This is a genomic window from Caproiciproducens sp. CPB-2 (assembly GCF_036287215.1).
GTDB lineage: Bacteria > Bacillota > Clostridia > Oscillospirales > Acutalibacteraceae > Caproiciproducens.
On record NZ_CP142860.1, the window covers coordinates 644,167 to 662,477 of the forward strand.

Below are 18,311 nucleotides of genomic sequence, written 5' to 3' on the forward strand. Positions count from 1 at the left end.
TTTTTCCGCCCTTGCTGCAAATTTTTATCGGTCAGTCGTCGTCCAGTACAATTTCTTCCTGAATCTGGTATTTCGGCTCGCGGCCGAACAGGGTCTTCGCGTTGGAAAGGAGCATAACTGCCGTGATGAAAACGATCACGATCGCCGCTATGGCGGTAATGGTGGGATCGAGCTGCTGATTCAGGCCGTCCCAGATTCTCTTCGGAAGGGTCGTGATCTGCACGCCGCAGAGGAACTGCGTCACGATGATCTCGTCGAACGACGTAGCGAAAGCGAACATCGCGCCGGAAAACAGCGCGGATTTGATCATCGGCACGGTCACGCGCAGAAAGGTGAGGAAGCTGTTCGCTCCCAGGCTGCGGGACGCCAGCTCATAGTTCGGGTTCAGGCCGGACAGGCTGGCGAGCGCCGTGCGGATTACAAACGGAACCGCCATCAGGACGTGGGCGATCAGCAGCCCGCTGAAGGTGCCGGAAAGGTTGATTCCCGCTTCGAACCGGTAGACCGCGATGCCGACGATAATGCCGGGCACCAGCATGGGCATCATGAAGGTTTCGATAATGGCGTTTTTGCCCCTGAATTCCGATTTGGAAAGCCCCTCCGCGGCGAGGATTCCCAGAATCAGCGAAAGAATCGTTGTAAGGATCGCCAGCTCAAAGCTGATTTTCAGGGAATTCACCCACTGGGCGTTGCCGAAGAATGCCTGGTACCACTGCGGGGAAAAGCCCGGGGGCGGAAATTCCAGATACCGGGACGAGCTGAATGACATCGGTACGATAATCAGTACCGGCAGGACCAGAAAAAGCATAATCAGAGCTGCGACAATCCATAACATCATCGATGCTCCTCCTTTCTACCACAGTTTTTCCACATGCATAATTTTTTTGGACAGGAACAGAATGATATACGTCAGAACCAGAAGCACAACGGAAATAGAGGAAGCGAACGGCCAGTTCATCAGCTTGTTGATCTGTGCCTGTATGGTCTGCGAAATCATCACGTTTTTGGTTCCGCCCAGCAGGGAAGGGGTGATGTAGTAGCCGATACTGCTGACGAAAACGATGATCGAGCCGCAGGAAACGCCGGGCATGCTGAGCGGTACGAAAACCCGGAAGAAGGTATAGCCCTTTTTCGCCCCCAGCGTGCGGGAAGCCAGAATCAGATTGCGGTCGATTCCCTGCATCACGGGGTAAAGCGAAAGAATCATGTAGGGAAGAAGAATATGCGTCATGCCGACATAAATGCCGAGCTCGTTGTGCATCAGTTCCAGCGGCTGCTGAATCAGGCCGAGAGTCTTCAGGATGTCGTTGATCACGCCGTTGGCCTGCAGCAGGATCATCCACGCGTAGGTGCGTACCAGCAGGCTGGTCCAGAAGGGAATCATCACGCCGATCATAATCAGGCAGCTGATCCTTTTGGAACAGACCGTCATGGCGTATGCCACGGGATAGCCCAGAACCAGACAGGCCAGGGTTACGACGATGCTGATGCGGAAGGTGGTCGCAATCACCTTCAGGTAGACGTCGCTGCTGAAGAATTTGACATAGGAATCCACGGTCAGGGCGCTCTGGGCGCCCGTAAAGCTGAGCGCAAGAATCTGCAGCAGCGGGAAAATCAGGAAAACCGCAAAAAACAGCGCGGGAGGGATAATCAGCATCCACGGCCTGAGCAAATTTCTTCCGGGCAGACCCCTCCGCTCCGTTTTTTCGTCTTTCACCGTCTTCGCCGTGTCTTTGTATCGGACTCCGTCCATCGCGACTTCAAAATCTTTTAGCATCATAAAGCCCTCCCGCTGTGTTTTCAGCTAAGCTGTAAAAATCGGTTCGTGTTTCTTCTTATTACGGAAACGGCAGTCCGCCGCGGTGCTGCGCCGCGGCGGTTTGCCGTAAAGACAATCGGGTCAATACGTCAGCTTAATTTCCATTCCTGGAAGCGCTGGTAGACGGCGTCGTAATTGTCGACCCACCATTTTACATCGTAGTAGACCTGATTTTTTACCTTTTCCGGTGAGGACGCCAGCTTGTCGACCTGTTCCTGCGTCATAAGCTTGTAGGCGTCCGTGTTGCAGGGAGCGTTGCCGGGGTACTCGATCGCGTAGTCTGCCACAACCTGCGCGGAGGTCGCGAATGCGATGAAGTCGTTTGCCATCTCAACGTTTTTCGAGCCTTTCCCGATCACCCAGGAATCGCTGGTGATGATCGCCTGATTCCAGTCATATTCCACCGGCTGGCCCTCTTCCTTTGCCTTGATGATACGTCCCGCCCAGACCTCGCCGAGCGGGTTGTCGCCGCTGGAAACCAGCTGGACGGACTGGGAACCGGAATCCCAGAAGGTCTGGATGTCTTTTTTATGCGCGTCCAGATATTTGAAGGCCCGGTCCACATCGAGCGGATACATTTCGTCGATCGAAACGCCGTCCGCCATCAACACCGCTTCCAGCATGGACATCGGGTTGGAGTACAGCGTGCGGCTGCCGGGAAATTTCGCGGTGTCAAAGAATTCCGTCCAGTTTTTCGGCCGGTTCGATTCGGAGAATTGATTCGTATTCCACGAAATACAGATCGCGGACATTTCCGACGGCACGGAATATTCCGTTATGAAGTTCTCAACCAGACCGTCTTTTTTGATGACATTGAAGTCGAGCTTTTCGAATAAGCCCTCTTTTTCACCGCGGAAAGCAAAGTCCGTGTCAACGTCCCATACGTCGACCTCCATTTTTCCCGCCTGAACCGCTGCTTTTACCTTTGCGGGGCTCGGATCGGTATCTTCCACGATGGTGCAGCCGGTCTCTTCGGCAAACTTATCGAAGATCGTTTTTTTCTGTGCCGCCTGAATCGCGCCGCCCCAGCTGCAGACCGTCAGGGTTTTTCCGGCCCATTTTTTCCCGCTGGACGCTCCGGCGGCGGATGCGGAACCCGCTGCGGAGGATGTGGCGGTCTGGCTGCCGCCGCAGGCGGTCAGGGAAAGGAAAATGGTTCCGATCATTACAGCGGAAAGGACCCGGATCCCTTTTTTCGCATTTGCACTCTTTTTCATCGTTGTAGCCTCCTCTTGTTTCGACAGAATGTGGTTCTCCTCTATATAGAACATAGACAGTTAAGCGCAAAAGACCTGTTTCAGGGCTTTACCTGAACAATATCCTCTTCCGAAATGCCGAGCAGCACTTCGTCACCCACGTCTAAGGACAGCGCATAGCTGGTAAATACCTTGACTTTCAGATGGTGCCCGTTCGTCAGGCGGACCTTCAGCTTCAGACAGTCTCCGATATAAACGCACTGCTCGACAATCCCCCTGAACTTCAGTCCGCCGTAGGAATCGTCGACCAGATTGATTTTTTCCGGCCGGATCACAATGTTGACCGTATCGTCCTCCGCATAGCTCCGCGTCTGGTCCGGGGCCGGGATCACCAGCCCGTGAACGCCGATCTTTCCTTTTCCGGCGGCATCGACGGAAACCACCGGGCAGGGGATCACGTTTGCTTCTCCGATAAATTTGGCACAGAATACGGACGCCGGTTTTTCGTATATTTCCACGGGCGTTGCGACCTGCTCGATCATGCCGTCCTTCATAATGCAGACCTTGGACGCCATGGTCAGGGCTTCCTCCTGATCGTGCGTGACGGAAACCGTGGTGATGCCCAGCTCCCGGTGAATTTCCTTGATTTCCAGCTGCATCTGTTTTCTCAGCTGTTTGTCAAGCGCGGCCATCGGTTCGTCCAGCAGAAGGATCAGCGGATCGAACACCAGTGCTCTGGCCAGCGCGACACGCTGCTGCTGGCCGCCGCTGAGTTCCCGGGGATAACGCGACGCGTATTCCGACAGGCGTACCCGCTTGAGAACGGCGTCGATTTTTTCCCTGCGTTCCTTCTTTGCCATTTTTCGCACGCTCAGCGGGTATTCCACATTTTTATACACCGTCATATGTGGAAACAGCGCGTAGTTCTGGAACAGCATCCCGATATTGCGCTTATGAATCGGCGTTCTGGAAATGTCGTTCCCGTTGATGAGGATTTTTCCTTTGGAGGGGTCCTCAAATCCGGCGATCATCTTCAGCAGCGTGGTTTTTCCGGCGCCGCTCGGCCCCAGAATCGTCAGGAATTCCCCGTCCTGAATTTCAATATTGACGTCCCTGATGACATTTGCCAGCTTATAGCGTTTATCGATGTTTTCCATTTTGATATTGGCACCCATCTGTCCGATACCTCCTGACTTATCAAAAATTGTAATCCTGAATCCGGCCCGCCGGGCCGCCGCGGAGATAGGAAAAGGGCGCAGATGAACGGTTTGTTCATAAGCGCCCTTGCTAACTTCACAAATGATTCAAATGAATTCAGATTGTTTCCGAGACCTCTTTCAGAATTTCGAAGGCTGCGTCGCAGTTCTTTTCCGTCAGAATCAGCGGCGGAATCAGGCGGATAACGCGGTCGCCGATCAGCGTGACCAGCATCTTACGGTCAAAACAGCCGTGCTTGATTTCCAGCCCGACCGGCCCGTCGTACTCGATGCCGATCAGGAGGCCCTTGCCCCGGACCTCTTTTACATGGGGAAGCGTGCGGAGCTTTTCCGTAAGGTAACGGCCCATTTTCTTTGCGTTGCCGGCCAGATCCCGGTCGATCAGCTCGGTTACCTGCGCGAGCGAGGCCGCGCAGCAGACGGCGTTGCCGCCGTAGGTGGTCCCGTGGGAGCCCATGGTAAAGGCCTTTGCGATTTCCGCGCTGGTAACGATGGCGGAAATCGGCATCCCGCCGCCCATCGCCTTGGCCATGGAGAGAATATCCGGCTTTACCCCGTATCCCATAAAGGCCATGACGTCCCCCGTTCTGCACCAGCCGGTCTGTACCTCGTCAAACAGCAGCAGCAGCCCCTTTTCATCGCAGAGGGAACGCAGCCCCTTCAAAAACTCCGGGGTTGCGGGAATGACGCCGCCCTCTCCCTGAATCGGCTCGACCATAATGGCGATGGTGTCCTCGGTTACCTGGGACCGGAACGATTCCAGATCGTTGTAATCCGCGTAGGTGAAGCCCGGAAGTATCGGCTTGAACCCGATCTGGCAGGCGTTGTCCGGCTGACCGGTTGCCGACATGGAGCCGTAGGTCCTGCCGTGGAAGCCTTTTTTCGCGGTGATGATGTGGTATTTGTTCTTTCCGTATTTTTCGACCCCGTATTTTCTTGCCATTTTTATCATCGCTTCGTTTGCTTCGGTTCCGGTGCTCTGATAAAAAATCTTGTCAAAACCCAGTGTGGTGCAGATTTTTTCGGCAAGCAGCGCCTGCGGCAGGGTGTACGGATAGTTGAAGGTATGGATCACGTCGCCGACCTGGTCCCGAACGGCCGCTACGACCTTTTCGTTGCAGTTGCCCGCACTGTTCACCGCGATTCCGCCGTAAAAATCAAGGTACGCTTCGCCCTTCTCATTGTAAAGGTACATGTCTTTCGCGCGCTCACAGACGAAGTTATAGCGCTCGTAGGTGTCGATCATATACTTTTTGACCAGAGCCTTCACATCTTCCGCCGTTTTACCATACTCACTCAGTTTCATTGCTTCTCATTTCCCTCCGATTTTATTAGGTCGCTGAAAAATTCACGGATCGATATGCAGTCGTTTAGGGTCGATTTGAATAATAATTGATAATTTCCTGCATATAAGCGAAGGCGCTCTGACGGTTAAAGTCAGAACGCCTTTGTTCTCTGTTTTTATTCATCACTGTGCTTTATATGTGATTATTATAGCGGTTACATGGGATCGTGTCAATAGCGTTTAGGTGGGAATGCTTACAAATAAGTAGGATATCTGTTTCCAAAAATGATGCAAGATAACAAAACGCTTTTTATAAATGAATGATCAGTACGGAGAAAATTCATTTAACTTTATAGTATTCATTGTGATGTAAATTAGTACGACATTTTTAAAATGGAGAATACATCCTCTTTTGAAAGGGGCTGGAACCCTCCGACCCGTCCGCTGCCGGCCGCCTGTTCCGCCATTGGCTCCAGAAGGTCAAAAGGAATCCCCAGTTCGCTCAGATGTTTCGGCAGGCCCAGCGCTTCGAAGAAGCTCTCCGTTTTTTCAATGGCCTGCTGTGCCAGCACTTCCTGCGGAAGGCCGGCAGTAAGGTTCCACACATTGACACCGTATTCCGCGAAATACGGAAGGTTTTCCGAAAATCCGCACACAAAGCGCATCCAGCTCGGCGTCAATACGGCAAGGCCGACGCCGTGTGTGATATCGTAATGCGCGCTGAGCACATGCTCGATGGGGTGTACCGTCCACCGGCGTTCCGTCCCGTAGGTGATCAGGTCGTTGATCGCGAGGGAGGAAGCCCACATGAGGTTGGCGCGCGCTTCATAATTCTCCGGATCGGTCATCGCTTTCGGTCCGTAATGCAGACACGTTTTCAGCAGAGCCTCGCAAAACCGTCTTTGGAGATAAACGCCGGGGGTTTTTACAAAGTAGCTTTCAAGCACATGGCTGAAAATATCCGCCGTTCCGGAAGCGGTCTGGTATTTCGGAACCGTGTAGGTGTATTCCGGGTCCATGACGGCGAAGCGCGGGCGCAGGCCGTCATGGCTCGTCGCAAGCTTCTCGTTCGTAGCCATGTTGGATATCACGGCGATCCGGTCCATTTCCGAGCCGGTCGCCGCAATGGTGAGCACGGCGGCAATGGGGAGAACCTTGCCGATCTTATCAGGATGCAGCACTAAGTCCCATGCGTCGCCGTCATAATTTGCCGCGGCCGCCACAACCTTCGCGCAATCGATGCTGCTGCCGCCGCCGATCGCGAGGACCGTGTCGATTCCATTCTCTTTGCACAGCTGTGCGCCGGCGCGTACCGTGTCGATCCTGGGGTTCGGCTCAACGCCGCCAAGCTCCCAGTAAGCGATTTTCGCATCGGCAAGCAGCCGTACAACGGTGTCGTAAAGTCTCGCCCGCTTGATGCTGCCGCCGCCGTAAACAAGCAGTACGCTGTTTCCATAGCGGAGCAGTTCATCTGAAAGAGCGGAAATCTGGCCCTTTCCAAAAAATATTTCTGTCGGGATCGAGTATTTAAAATTCAGCATTCAGAGAGTTCCTTTCCTGAAAATATGGTTTTGTCAATGGTCCGTTCCGTGCTTTTGAAACGCACAGTCGGGAACCGCCGTCATTTTGCTGATAGTTGACATAAAAAGGCATTTTTCACAGTCCAAAAGCAATGAAACCCCTTGCTTTTCATCGCTTCAGTATCACTTTGTTTTATTCAAGCAGGGGCGGCGGCATCCTTTTTTATACCTAAAAATTTTTTCAAAAAAAAAGAGCGTATCAGGAAATTTCCTTGATACGCTCCGTTGCGGTTTCAACTATTATGCATCCTTGCTTTGCATTTGTCAAGAGCTGTCGCTCAATATAAAAAAGAACATTCGCTTCTTTTAGCCGGATTCATGGTTACGCTTCCCCGGCCGGGATTGCAAGATAAGAGAATCAGTGCAGAAATATATAATCGACTATTCTCATTTTGGATGTTATGATCATTCTATAGAATCAATCCGGGGCACAGGACCGGATCATTAAAGGAGGCAGTCCTGATGGAAAAGGAAAGGTATCAGCAGTTATTGGTCAGTTTGGAGAAAGACGCCAAAACAGAAATATTGGAGAATGGGGCGGCGGTTGAAATTCGCAGCTGCTATGACTGTGCAAGGGGGAAAATGGACCCTCTGCTGAAACAGGAGCTGGGGCAGACCTTCATCGGCTATCTTACGCAGGTAAGAATGCAGGAAGCCATCAAACTGGCGGGCGTAACCCGCCTTTCCATCAAAGAAATAGCGGAGCACACCGGATATTCCAACCCCACCTATTTTTGCCGCGTGTTCAAGAAGTTTACCGGACAGACGATCGGCGGGTACCGGGAAAGCAACACCGAATAGCGGCTGCTGTTTCGGGCCGAAAAGCCGACGCTGCGAACTGTAAAATCCGGGAAAAGAGGATGGATTCGGACGCGATTAAGGTGATTTAGTGCCAGAAATATGTTCAAGTATCACAAATTTTGTTGGAAAAGTCAGGCTCAAAATGATTGACAATACAATAAATCTATGTTAACATGTTCTATATAAAATTTGAATAACGGTGTGTTACTGTTGATCAGGCACTAACCAGATTGTTTAATCTGTGTTAATGCCTTTTTTTTGAGTAAGGTGATTTTGAAAATGGAGAATTTTGAAATTATAGGCGTATTGAATCACAACGTTGTTTTAGTCCAGAAAGAGCCGAAGGGAACCCAGTTCATTTTAATTGGGAAGGGCTTGGGATTTTCCAAAAAGGTCGGTATGAAAATCGCGCTGGACCAGTCGCAGATTGAGAAATCCTTTCTGGTCTACGATACGCAGGGAAAGATGAAATATCTCAATCTGATTGAACAATTTGACGACAAGCTGATTGGGGTTTGTTCCGAGATCACTTTGCTTGCGGAAAAAAAGATGGGGAAGCTGAATGAAAACCTGCTGATTGTCCTGACGGATCATATCAATTTCGCGATTGAGAGGATTAAGAGAGGAATGGCGATCCAAAACCCGTTTGTTTATGAAATCAAGACTCTTTACCCGGACGAGTATGAAATCGGACTTGCGGCGAAAACGATGCTCAGAAAGCAAATTCACGTAGAAATCAATGATGACGAGGTGGCGTTTATTGCGCTGCATCTGAACGCCGCAAAGCAGAATGAAGAAGTTTCAGAATCCCTCAACAAAACAAGAGTTGTGAAAATGATGATTTCGGTTTTAGAGGAAAATCTGGGTGTGAAATTTGAAAGGGACCTGACCTATATACGGCTGATTAATCATTTCCGGGCCAGCATGGACCGGGTCGAAAAAAATATCATTGCTGAGAATCCTCTTCTGCCGGCGGTGCGGAAAAATTTTAAAAAGGCTTACGCGCTGGCGCAGCAGGTGGGAGAGATCGTCAAGCAGGAGCTGGGGTTGGAGCTGCCGGACGGAGAGCTCGGATATCTTGCCATTCATATTGACCGGATTGCAAGAACCCTGAAAAACAAAAAGTGAATCATGTAAGGTGTGTTACTGTTCATTCAGGCATAAACTGAGCAATGTGATATTGTGAAGTTTATGCTTTTTTTAATTCACTATATGGCCGGGAAAGGGGTGAAGAGCGGTTATTCGAAAGGCCGAATCAATTATTTTTACGAGGAGGAAATTTTCATGCTTGAGAAAATCAAAGGAAAACTGGTTGTATCGTGTCAGGCTCTGCCGGATGAACCGCTGCACAGTTCTTTCATTATGGGAAGAATGGCACTGGCGGCAAAACAGGGAGGAGCCGCAGGAATCCGGGCGCAGAGCAAAGGGGATATCGACGAGATCATCAAGGTGGCGGGTTTGCCCGTAATCGGGATCGTCAAAAGGAATTATGCCGATTCCGAAATCTACATTACTCCTACTAAGAAGGAAATCGAGGAGCTTTTGGAAACGCAATGCGAAATGATCGCTCTTGATGCCACCCTTCGGAGAAGGCCGAATGACGAAAAGCTGGAAGAGCTGGTCCGGTATGTTAAGGGCCGGGGCAGGCTGGTGATGGCCGACTGTTCCACCTATGACGAGGCAGTCAACGCCGAAAAGATCGGCTTTGACTGCGTCTCCACCACCCTTTGCGGCTATACGCCGTATTCCGAAAATTTGCCGGGACCCAATTTGTCTTTTATCGAAAAACTAAAGAAGAATCTCCGCATTCCTGTGATAGCGGAAGGAAAAATCAACACGCCGGAGGATCTGAAAGCTGTTTTTCAATCCGGGGCCTATTCGGCCGTTGTCGGCGGGGCGATCACCCGTCCGCAAAATATCACGGAGAAATTTACCAGGACATTATTATAAAATGAGGGGGGACTATCATCATGTTCAAACAACTGCAAAAAATAGGGAAATCCTTTATGCTGCCGATTGCGATTCTGCCGGCCGCGGGTCTGCTGCTGGGCATCGGCGGCGCATTCAGCAACCCCAGTACCATCGCGGCGTACCCGTTCCTGCAAAATACCGTCGCGCAGGCTATTTTCCAGATCATGAGCTCTGCCGGAAGCGCCATCTTCAACAACCTTGCTCTTCTGCTCTGCATCGGCCTGTGTATCGGCCTTGCCAAGGCTGACAGGGGAACGGCGGCCTTAGCCGGTATTGTGGGATATCTGGTGATGACGGCGACGACCTCCGTTATGCTGACCATCTTCAACCCAAAAGGAAATGCGATTGACACCGGCGTGATCGGCGCTTTGGTCATGGGCAGCATTGCCGTGACCCTACATAATCGCTATCATAACATCGAACTGCCACAGGCATTGGGCTTCTTTGGCGGTTCCCGGTTCGTGCCGATTGTAACTTCTTTTTCCGCTATTTTTGTCGGCGCGCTGTTCTATCTTGTCTGGCCTCCGTTCCAGAACCTTCTGGTCAGTGCCGGTCAGGGAATCGCCTCTATGGGTGTTGTGGGTACCTTCCTTTACGGCTTCCTGATGAGGTTATGCGGCGCGGTCGGTTTGCACCATATGATTTATCCGATGTTCTGGTACACGCAGCTGGGCGGTACGGAAACGGTCGCGGGGGTCAGCATTGCGGGCGCTCAGAAAATTTTCTTCGCGCAGCTTGCCGACCCGAACCATGTCGGACTGTTCACTCACGGGACCCGGTTCTTTGCCGGCCGTTTCGCGACCATGATGTTTGGGCTTCCCGCCGCCTGCCTCGCGATGTATCACAGCGTACCGAAGGCGCGGCAGAAAAAGTTCGCGGGACTGTTCCTTGGGGTCGCACTGACATCGTTCATCACCGGAATTACGGAACCGATTGAATATATGTTCCTGTTTGTCAGCCCGCTCCTTTATGTGTTTCATTCTTTCCTCGACGGTGTTTCCTTTCTGGTCGCTGATTTGCTGAATATCCGCATCGGCAATACCTTTTCCGGCGGATTCATTGATTTCAGCCTGTTCGGAATTCTGCAGGGGAACGACAGGACGAACTGGATGCTTGTGATCCCGGTCGGCATCGTATGGGCCTGCCTGTACTATTTTTCCTTCCGGTTCTTTATCAAAAAATTCAATATCATGACGCCGGGCCGGGCGGAAGACGACGATGCGTCGGGGGCTACGGTAGCGACGGCGGCTGCGGTATCCAAGTCTTCCGTAAAAGAAAAAGCGCTTCAGATTATTGCGGCGTTCGGAGGAAGAGAGAATATTGAAGACGTGGATGCCTGCATTACCCGGCTGAGGGTATCGGTTAAAAACATTGAGCAGGTGGACAACGCAAAGCTGAAAGAGCTTGGAGCAACGGACGTACTGACGATAGGGGACGGCATCCAGGCGGTTTTCGGCACGAAGGCCGTTATCTACAAGAACCATATTGTTGAGATCCTGGGGCTTGAGTAATTTTTTCAGACTGTTTTGAACTGCCGTCGTATGATACCGCTTACGGATTTCAGCGTGAATTACTATTTGCGCTGAAATCCTTATTATGCTGATTTTCGTTTCTGAAAAGAAACGGATATTTTTAAAGCCCGTTTTGAGCCTGAGGTCTGCGCTGTTGTTTTAGGACGGATCAAAAGGGCCGGGAAACCTATATACGGAGGATAATGATTATGTTACAATTTTTTAAAAAACGAATGACGATTCAGTCGCCTGCAAACGGTCGGATTATCAGCCTGGACGAGGTAAATGATCCGGTTTTTTCAGGAAGAGTGGTAGGGGACGGCTGCGCGGTCATTCCGGAGGACAATCTGATTTGTTCGCCATGCAACGGAAGGATTGTTCAGGTCATAGACACCAACCATGCCTTCTGTATTCTCAGTGACGACGGGCTGGAGGTTTTGGTTCATATAGGTTTGGATACGGTAAGATTAAAGGGAATGGGCTTTAAAAGGCTGAAGGACGAAGGTATGCGCGTGAAAGCGGGGGACAGCGTTATGGAGGTGAATTTGCAGTACCTTCAGTCACAGAACAAGGAGATTGTCACGCCTGTATTAATTACGAACATGGACAAGGTCGGCAATCTGCAAATCTGCCGGGGAAGTGTCCGTGCAGGGGACAGATTGATGGACCTTGTCCTGAAATGAATATTTTATACAAGCGCCGCGGGCTTTTGAAAGGAGTCCCGCGGCCCGGCGTGCATAGACAAAGGGGGAAGCGTGATGGTACAGGTCAGAGTTATGGACAGGAATGGGCTTCATGCAAGGCCGGCCAGCAGGATTGCCGGTATCGCGCTCGCGCATCCCGGAGCGGTTTACCTTGAGAAAGACGGAGTCCGGTGCAATGCAAAAAAAGTCATGGAAATCATGGGCTTCAATTTCATTTACGGAGACCTGGTCAGCGTGATAGCCCCCGGGCGGAGCGGCGATCAGGTTGAAAAGTCGATCGGAAGCGTTATCATGAGTTCTGAGGATCATTGAATCCGGCTCAAGGACCTATTCATTTATTGTTTGCAGGAGGTATGTATTATGGAACAGTTTACTTATACCATTCAGGATTCGGCCGGCCTTCATGCGCGCCCGGCCGGGCTGCTCGTCAAGTGTGCGCAGGGCTGCAGCTGTGCGGTAAGCATTGTATTCAACGGAAAAACGGCGGACGCCAAGCGTCTGTTTTCGGTAATGAACCTGAACGTGAAACAAAACGACACGATTACCTTCCGGGCGGAAGGGGAACAGGAGCGGGCGGACTGTGCAAAGCTGAAAGCGTTTTGTCAGGCGAATCTCTGAATCGGGAACGGAAGCCCGCGGCATTCTGAATATCAGCTGTTTTCATAAAATCCCCATGGCGTACGGCGATGGAAAAGCCTGTGCTTTTCTCTGCAGTACAGTCCCATGGGGATGTCTGTTTTTTATTCTGCTTCTTCTTTCAGCTGGAACCGGGATAAAAGGTCGGTCAGCACCTTGGATTGGGACGAGAGCTCTTCGCCCGCCGCGGCGCTTTTCTCGGCCATGAGGGAAATATTCTGAATCGCGTCGGAAATCTGCGTGATGTTTCCCGTTGTCTGCGTTACGAAAACGGCCTGTGCGTCGGAGGCCTGCGTGATTTCACCGACAAGCTGGAAGAGCGCTTCCGACTTTTGCACGATCACCTGCAGGGACCTTTCCACCTCGTCCACTGCCTTTGCGCCGGTTGTAATCGCATGAACGGTATTGGCAATCAGAGCGGAGGTATCCCCCACGGCACGGGTGCTTTTGCCGGCCAGACTGCGCACCTCGTTCGCCACGACCGCGAAGCCTTTGCCGTAGGCTCCGGCCCGCGCGGCCTCTACCGCGGCATTCAGAGCCAGAATGTTTGTCTGGAACGCGATGTCGTCGATCGTCTTGACAATCCGCTCTATTTCCTGCGAGGTTTGGGAAATATCCTTCATGGCGGTGATCAGCTGATCCATTTTCCGGTTCCCGTCCTGGATATCCCGCACGATTCCGGACAGCATGACGTTTGCCTGCTGGGCGTTTTCCGCGCTCGTCTGTGCGTGGCCGGAGATTTCCTGAACGGAGGAGGAAAGCTTTTCAATGGAGCTCACTTCCTCGGAGGCGTTCATAGCCAGCGCCTGAGCCACGTCGGACATCTGGCCCGCCGAGCCGTCTACCTGGACGGCGACCAGACGCACCTGGGAAATCGTCTGATTCAGGCCGGAAAGAATTCCGTCGATCGCGGTCAGGATTTCGTGAAAATCTCCCGGATAGGCGGCGCCGCTCTGCAGGGACAGGTCGCCGGAGGAAATCGCTTTCAAAATCATGCAGAGGTCTGTGATCATCCGGCGCAGATTTTCCGACGTAGTATTCAGGGCATTCGCGATTCTGCCCGTCTCATCCTGAGATTTCACTTCGAGACGGATATCCAGATCTCCGCCGGAAATCCGTTCAATGCCCTCCGTTACCTGCAAAACCGGCCTGGTAATGTTCCCGGCGATCCGGAAAGCAAAGAAAAGGGCAATGAGGAAGGACACGATTCCAACGCCGATCATCAGGGAAATGGCGGCCGGTACGCTGGACATGAATTCTGAATGGGCTTCCGAAACATTGACGGACCATCCGTCTGTTCCCGAAATGGGAGCGTATGCGCCGAAATACTGCTGGCCGTTCCTTTTGTAAAGGGCAAATCCCGTTTTTCCCTGAACCATGTTGGCTTCCATTTTGGCGACGACAGGATCGGATTTACTGTTCTTTTCCTTTGCGGAAGCTGCGGAACTGCTTTGCACCACCTTGGTGCCGGAATGGTTGAGGATATAGGTATTGCCTTGATTGCCTACTTTCACTTTGGCGGCAATGTCGCCCAGCGAATTGTACGGAATGCTGATCAGAATGACATGCGGCGCGGAGGGATAGGCGTAGTCAAAATGCACTTCCCCGTTTTCCGTGACAGGGTCGCTCAGGTAGGGGGTCCCCTGCTTCGCCTGTACAAAGGCCTGATTTTCCTGATAGTCGTTTCCGTTCAGGGCGGAAATTCCATCCTCCTTGATGATGTCCACCTTCACCAGCCCGTTTTCCTTGACGAGGCTGTTGATGTACTGCCTGGTGGCTCCGTAGTCAGCCCCGACGGTGTTTTTGATCATCGAGACCGACTGGGCCATAATTTCGTACTGCCTGAGCTGAGCGCTGATTTCGGAAGAGACGATGCCGGCCGTTTTGCTCAGCGTTTTCTGCAGGGACTGCTCCGTGGAGCGGACAATGAAGAAAGCGGAAAAAATGCAAAGAACACTGACTGTGCAGAGAATAATAATTGCTGTAAATTGAACAAGCTTATTCTTGATCGTTTTCTGATTGTTACGCACAATGAAAATACCCTTCCCATCGTTTAATATGATCTTTTTTCAACGGTTTCAGTATATCATTTTTTATGCCGTCCCACAGAATTTACCATTGATTTTAAGGCGGAATTAACCTTCCGTTTACATTCGGCAGAGCGGAATCTTACTATAAGAAAAGGAAGCATCGGGTTTGGTTTCATCCGAATGCTTCCTCTTGTTTTCTATCAGCACGCTCACACGCTAAAGGTGTGAGAAGCCTGTTTTATTTCAGGATAGTTTCTTCCTCCTTTGGAAGCTGACATTTCAGCTTTTTCTCTTCCAGACGCTTATTGATGTTTTCCCGCAGGAGCGTGTACATCACGGCGCAGAGAGGAATGTTGACCAGCATCCCGACCAGACCGAACGTGTTGCCGCCGATGGTGACGGCGGCAAGCACCCACAGCGCCGGCAGGCCGACCTTTGAGCCGACCACGCGCGGGAAGATCAGGTTGCCCTCCAGCTGCTGGAGGACGACGAAGAATATGACGAACCAGACCGCCTGAATAGGGTTGACGACCAAAATCAGCAGCGCGCCGATACAGGTGCTTAAAAACGCGCCGAAAATCGGAATCAGAGCCATAAACGCCACAATCACGGAGACAAGCAGCGCATAGGGGAAGCTGAAAATCTGCATTCCGATAAAGCAGAGCGAGCCGAGAATACAGGCCTCGGTACACTGACCGGCAATAAAATTGGAAAAGGCACGGTCGGTCAGGCTGCACACCCGTACGATGGTGTCAGCCGGCTTTTTGGGGAAATAAGCGTACAGGAAACGCTTTGTCTGGGCTTCCAGCTTTTCTTTTTGCGCGAGAATGTTGATGGCGAAGACAAGGCCGAGCACCAGGGTAATGACCGCGTGGAACAGATTCGCAGCCACCGTAACGGTGGAACCCACCAGCGTGTTGGCCAGCTTCTGCCCGTACTGGGCCAGCATCTGGCTGATGTTTGTCCAGTCGATTTTCATATTGCTGACGTATTCCCTGACCGCGGGATACTTGTTTCCAATTGCGATCAGGTTGTTCTGAAGCTCGGTGAAAAAGCCCGGAATGTTGTTGGTCAGGCTGGTAATTGTGCGGACGAGCTCCGGAATCAGGATCAGCATAATCAGGGCGATAATGCCGATGACAATCAAAAAGGTGATCAGAATGCTGACCGCGCGCCTCACTTTCGGCCAGTTTTTCGTGTAGCGGCGGTTAATCGGCGCAAGCAGGCGGCTTTCTACATGCCGCATCAGGACATTGAGGATGAAGGTGATTGCAAGGCCGAGCAGGATCGGCTCAAAAATACCCGCAATGATCCCGGTCAGCTCCGAAAACCGGTATAAATTTTTCAGCCCCAGGTAAAGCGCAATGCTGAAAGCAATGAGCAGGGCGATTTTCTTCATATTGCTTTTATTAAGTTCCATTTTCCGTCCCTTTCCAATCCGTCGCCGGCCTTTGGTACATCGGCAGGTTGTCCTATTTCGTGGCGAAGCTAATATAATAGCCGCTTTGTGGCTATTATACCATAATGCGCACCGATAGAAAATGATTGCTTTCAAAAGCCTTTCTTTTATTTTAGCACAATTTATCTGACAATATATGGGATCCCTCAAATAATTTGATGGAATACGGTTTCGCGGTTTTCATCCGGCTGCTTCTGTGTTATGATGGAATCCATAGAAAAATATCTAAATAAACGGCCTGCTCTATGGGCGGATACCGTTCCAATATTGACGATATGGAAACAGAGGGTAAAATTGTGCTGTTGTTATCTGCGGAAAAAATCAGGAAAAGCTACAGTGAAAAAATACTGCTGAAGGATGTCTCCCTGGGGATTCAGGAAGGGGATAAAATCGGGATGATCGGCGTGAACGGAACCGGGAAAAGCACGCTTTTGAAAATCGTCGCGGGACAGGAAAGCCCGGACAGCGGCGCGGTCACTAAATTCGGAAGCGTGCGCGTGGGGTATCTGCCGCAGAACCCGGTTTTTCCGGAAGGGATTACGGTGCTGGAACAGGTCAAACAGGGGATTGCGCAGCAGCAGCGGGAATCGAAGGACTATGAATGCAAGGCGATTTTGACCCGGCTTGGGATTGCGGATTTTGACGAACCGGTCAGCCGGCTTTCCGGCGGGCAGAAAAAGCGCGTATCGCTGGCCAGCGCGCTGGTAACCCCTGTGGAGGTGCTGGTGCTGGACGAGCCCACCAACCATATGGATAACGATATGGTCGACTGGCTGGAAAACTACCTTGCCCGTTACCCGGGCGCGCTGCTCATGGTGACGCACGACCGTTATTTTCTTGACCGCGTGACCAACCGGATCATTGAACTGCAGGACGGGAATCTGTACAGCTATCAGGCAAATTACACGAAATATCTGGAGCTGAAAGCGGAGCGGGAAAGCATGGAGGCCGCGAGTGAGCGCAAGCGCCAGAGCCTGCTCCGAAAGGAGCTGGAGTGGATCCAGCGCGGCGCGCGGGCGCGCAGCACAAAGCAGCGATTCCGGGTGGAGCGGTTTGCGCAGCTGAGCGCGCAGGAGGTCGGGACGGAGCGGGAAAAGCTGGCGATGAGCTCCGTGAGCACGCGGCTCGGCCGAAAAATCATTGAAATCGACGGGATTGAAAAGCGCTACGGCGACAGGCGGCTCATCCGGAATTTTTCCTACAACCTGCTGCGCGGGGACCGTATCGGCATTATCGGCGCAAACGGCTGCGGAAAATCAACGCTGCTGAAAATGATTACCGGACAGGTCGCGCCGGACAGCGGTACGGTTACCGTGGGGGAAACCGTACGGATCGGCTGTTTTTTGCAGGAATGTGAAGATATGGACCCCGGTCTGCGCGCAATCGACTATATTAAGAATATTTCCGCTGAGGTCATGACCCCGGAAGGGACGCTGACCGCTTCCCAGCTGATGGAAAAGTTCCTGTTCACGTCCGATCTGCAGTATTCGGTGATCGGCAGGCTGTCCGGAGGGGAACGCCGCAGGCTCTACCTGCTCGGCATTCTGATGCAGGCGCCGAACGTTCTGCTTTTCGACGAGCCCACAAACGACCTTGACATCCAGACGCTTACCATTCTGGAGGACTATCTCCGGAACTTTTCGGGCGCCGTTGTCGTCGTGTCCCATGACCGCTATTTCCTGGATAAGGTCGCGGAGCATATTTTCGCGTTTGAAAACGGGGAAATCCACGATTATACCGGCGGCTATTCCGACTATCTGGAACAGAAAAGGCCCGAGGCGGAGGAAGCGCCGAAGGCAAAGGAAAGCAGGCCGAAAGCCGCTTACCGGGAAAAGCCGGCCAAGCTGAAATTTTCCTTTAAGGAGCAGCGGGAATACGAGGAAATCGATTCGGTCATCGCCGATTTGGAGGAAAAAATCGCCGCCGCGGAACGGGAAATTGCACAGCAGTCCAGCAACTACGTCCTGCTTTCCGAACTGATTGCGGAAAAGGAAGCGCTGGAGGCCGGGCTTGACGCCAAAACCGAGCGCTGGGTCTACCTGAACGAGCTTGCCGACCGGATCGCGGAACAAAACGCAGAAGAATCACCGTAAATCAAAAAG

General features: G+C 51.9%; 16 protein-coding genes. 8 read left to right on the top strand and 8 right to left on the bottom strand.

The window, feature by feature from the left end; genetic code table 11:
• Positions 1–31: 31 nt before the first annotated feature.
• The 6 genes from VXK30_RS03265 to VXK30_RS03290 all read right to left on the bottom strand — a co-directional run bounded on the left by VXK30_RS03265 (position 32) and on the right by VXK30_RS03290 (position 7,058).
• Complete coding sequence (locus tag VXK30_RS03265; RefSeq protein WP_042081393.1) at positions 32–838, bottom strand: ABC transporter permease; 807 nt, start codon at positions 836–838, stop codon at positions 32–34.
• A 15-nt stretch (positions 839–853) separates the two neighbouring features.
• A complete protein-coding gene (locus tag VXK30_RS03270) occupies positions 854–1,780 on the bottom strand; it encodes an ABC transporter permease (protein ID WP_275716188.1) in 927 nt (308 codons plus the stop codon).
• Positions 1,781–1,908: 128 nt separating this feature from the next.
• On the bottom strand, positions 1,909–3,036 hold the full coding sequence (locus tag VXK30_RS03275; RefSeq protein ID WP_275716190.1) for an ABC transporter substrate-binding protein: 1,128 nt from the start codon (positions 3,034–3,036) through the stop codon (positions 1,909–1,911).
• Between the two features lie 80 nt (positions 3,037–3,116).
• Positions 3,117–4,190 carry an ABC transporter ATP-binding protein gene (locus tag VXK30_RS03280; protein ID WP_275716192.1) on the bottom strand — a complete coding sequence of 358 codons (1,074 nt, stop codon included), beginning with the start codon at positions 4,188–4,190 and terminating at the stop codon, positions 3,117–3,119.
• Between the two features lie 139 nt (positions 4,191–4,329).
• Positions 4,330–5,538, bottom strand: coding sequence for an aspartate aminotransferase family protein (locus VXK30_RS03285; protein WP_275716194.1), 1,209 nt, complete (start codon positions 5,536–5,538; stop codon positions 4,330–4,332).
• 353 nt (positions 5,539–5,891) lie between these two features.
• Positions 5,892–7,058, bottom strand: a complete 1,167-nt coding sequence (locus VXK30_RS03290) for an iron-containing alcohol dehydrogenase (RefSeq protein WP_275716197.1) — start codon at positions 7,056–7,058, stop codon at positions 5,892–5,894.
• 501 nt (positions 7,059–7,559) lie between these two features.
• On the opposite strand from VXK30_RS03290, the gene VXK30_RS03295 reads away from it, so the two are divergent.
• The 7 genes from VXK30_RS03295 to VXK30_RS03325 all read left to right on the top strand — a co-directional run bounded on the left by VXK30_RS03295 (position 7,560) and on the right by VXK30_RS03325 (position 12,702).
• Positions 7,560–7,898 (top strand): helix-turn-helix domain-containing protein, encoded by a 339-nt coding sequence (locus VXK30_RS03295; RefSeq protein ID WP_275716199.1) that lies wholly within the window; start codon positions 7,560–7,562, stop codon positions 7,896–7,898.
• Positions 7,899–8,177: 279 nt separating this feature from the next.
• Entirely contained in the window at positions 8,178–9,026 is an 849-nt protein-coding gene (locus VXK30_RS03300) for a PRD domain-containing protein (RefSeq protein WP_275716201.1), read from the top strand.
• Between the two features lie 156 nt (positions 9,027–9,182).
• On the top strand, positions 9,183–9,848 hold the full coding sequence (locus VXK30_RS03305) for an N-acetylmannosamine-6-phosphate 2-epimerase (RefSeq protein ID WP_275716203.1): 666 nt from the start codon (positions 9,183–9,185) through the stop codon (positions 9,846–9,848).
• A gap of 20 nt (positions 9,849–9,868) precedes the next feature.
• Positions 9,869–11,380 carry a PTS transporter subunit EIIC gene (locus VXK30_RS03310; protein ID WP_275716205.1) on the top strand — a complete coding sequence of 504 codons (1,512 nt, stop codon included), beginning with the start codon at positions 9,869–9,871 and terminating at the stop codon, positions 11,378–11,380.
• 209 nt (positions 11,381–11,589) lie between these two features.
• Positions 11,590–12,063: a PTS sugar transporter subunit IIA gene (locus VXK30_RS03315; RefSeq protein ID WP_275716207.1), complete on the top strand. Its 474-nt coding sequence runs from the start codon at positions 11,590–11,592 to the stop codon at positions 12,061–12,063.
• Positions 12,064–12,138: 75 nt separating this feature from the next.
• Positions 12,139–12,396, top strand: a complete 258-nt coding sequence (locus VXK30_RS03320; RefSeq protein WP_275716209.1) for an HPr family phosphocarrier protein — start codon at positions 12,139–12,141, stop codon at positions 12,394–12,396.
• A gap of 48 nt (positions 12,397–12,444) precedes the next feature.
• A complete protein-coding gene (locus tag VXK30_RS03325) occupies positions 12,445–12,702 on the top strand; it encodes an HPr family phosphocarrier protein (RefSeq protein ID WP_275716211.1) in 258 nt (85 codons plus the stop codon).
• A 122-nt stretch (positions 12,703–12,824) separates the two neighbouring features.
• Here VXK30_RS03325 and VXK30_RS03330 read toward each other — a convergent pair whose 3' ends face one another.
• On the bottom strand, positions 12,825–14,750 hold the full coding sequence (locus VXK30_RS03330) for a methyl-accepting chemotaxis protein (protein ID WP_275716213.1): 1,926 nt from the start codon (positions 14,748–14,750) through the stop codon (positions 12,825–12,827).
• A 238-nt stretch (positions 14,751–14,988) separates the two neighbouring features.
• Complete coding sequence (locus VXK30_RS03335) at positions 14,989–16,170, bottom strand: AI-2E family transporter (RefSeq protein ID WP_275716215.1); 1,182 nt, start codon at positions 16,168–16,170, stop codon at positions 14,989–14,991.
• A gap of 314 nt (positions 16,171–16,484) precedes the next feature.
• Between VXK30_RS03335 and VXK30_RS03340 the strand changes: the two genes are divergently transcribed.
• Positions 16,485–18,302: an ABC-F family ATP-binding cassette domain-containing protein gene (locus tag VXK30_RS03340; RefSeq protein WP_442868008.1), complete on the top strand. Its 1,818-nt coding sequence runs from the start codon at positions 16,485–16,487 to the stop codon at positions 18,300–18,302.
• Positions 18,303–18,311: the final 9 nt, after the last annotated feature.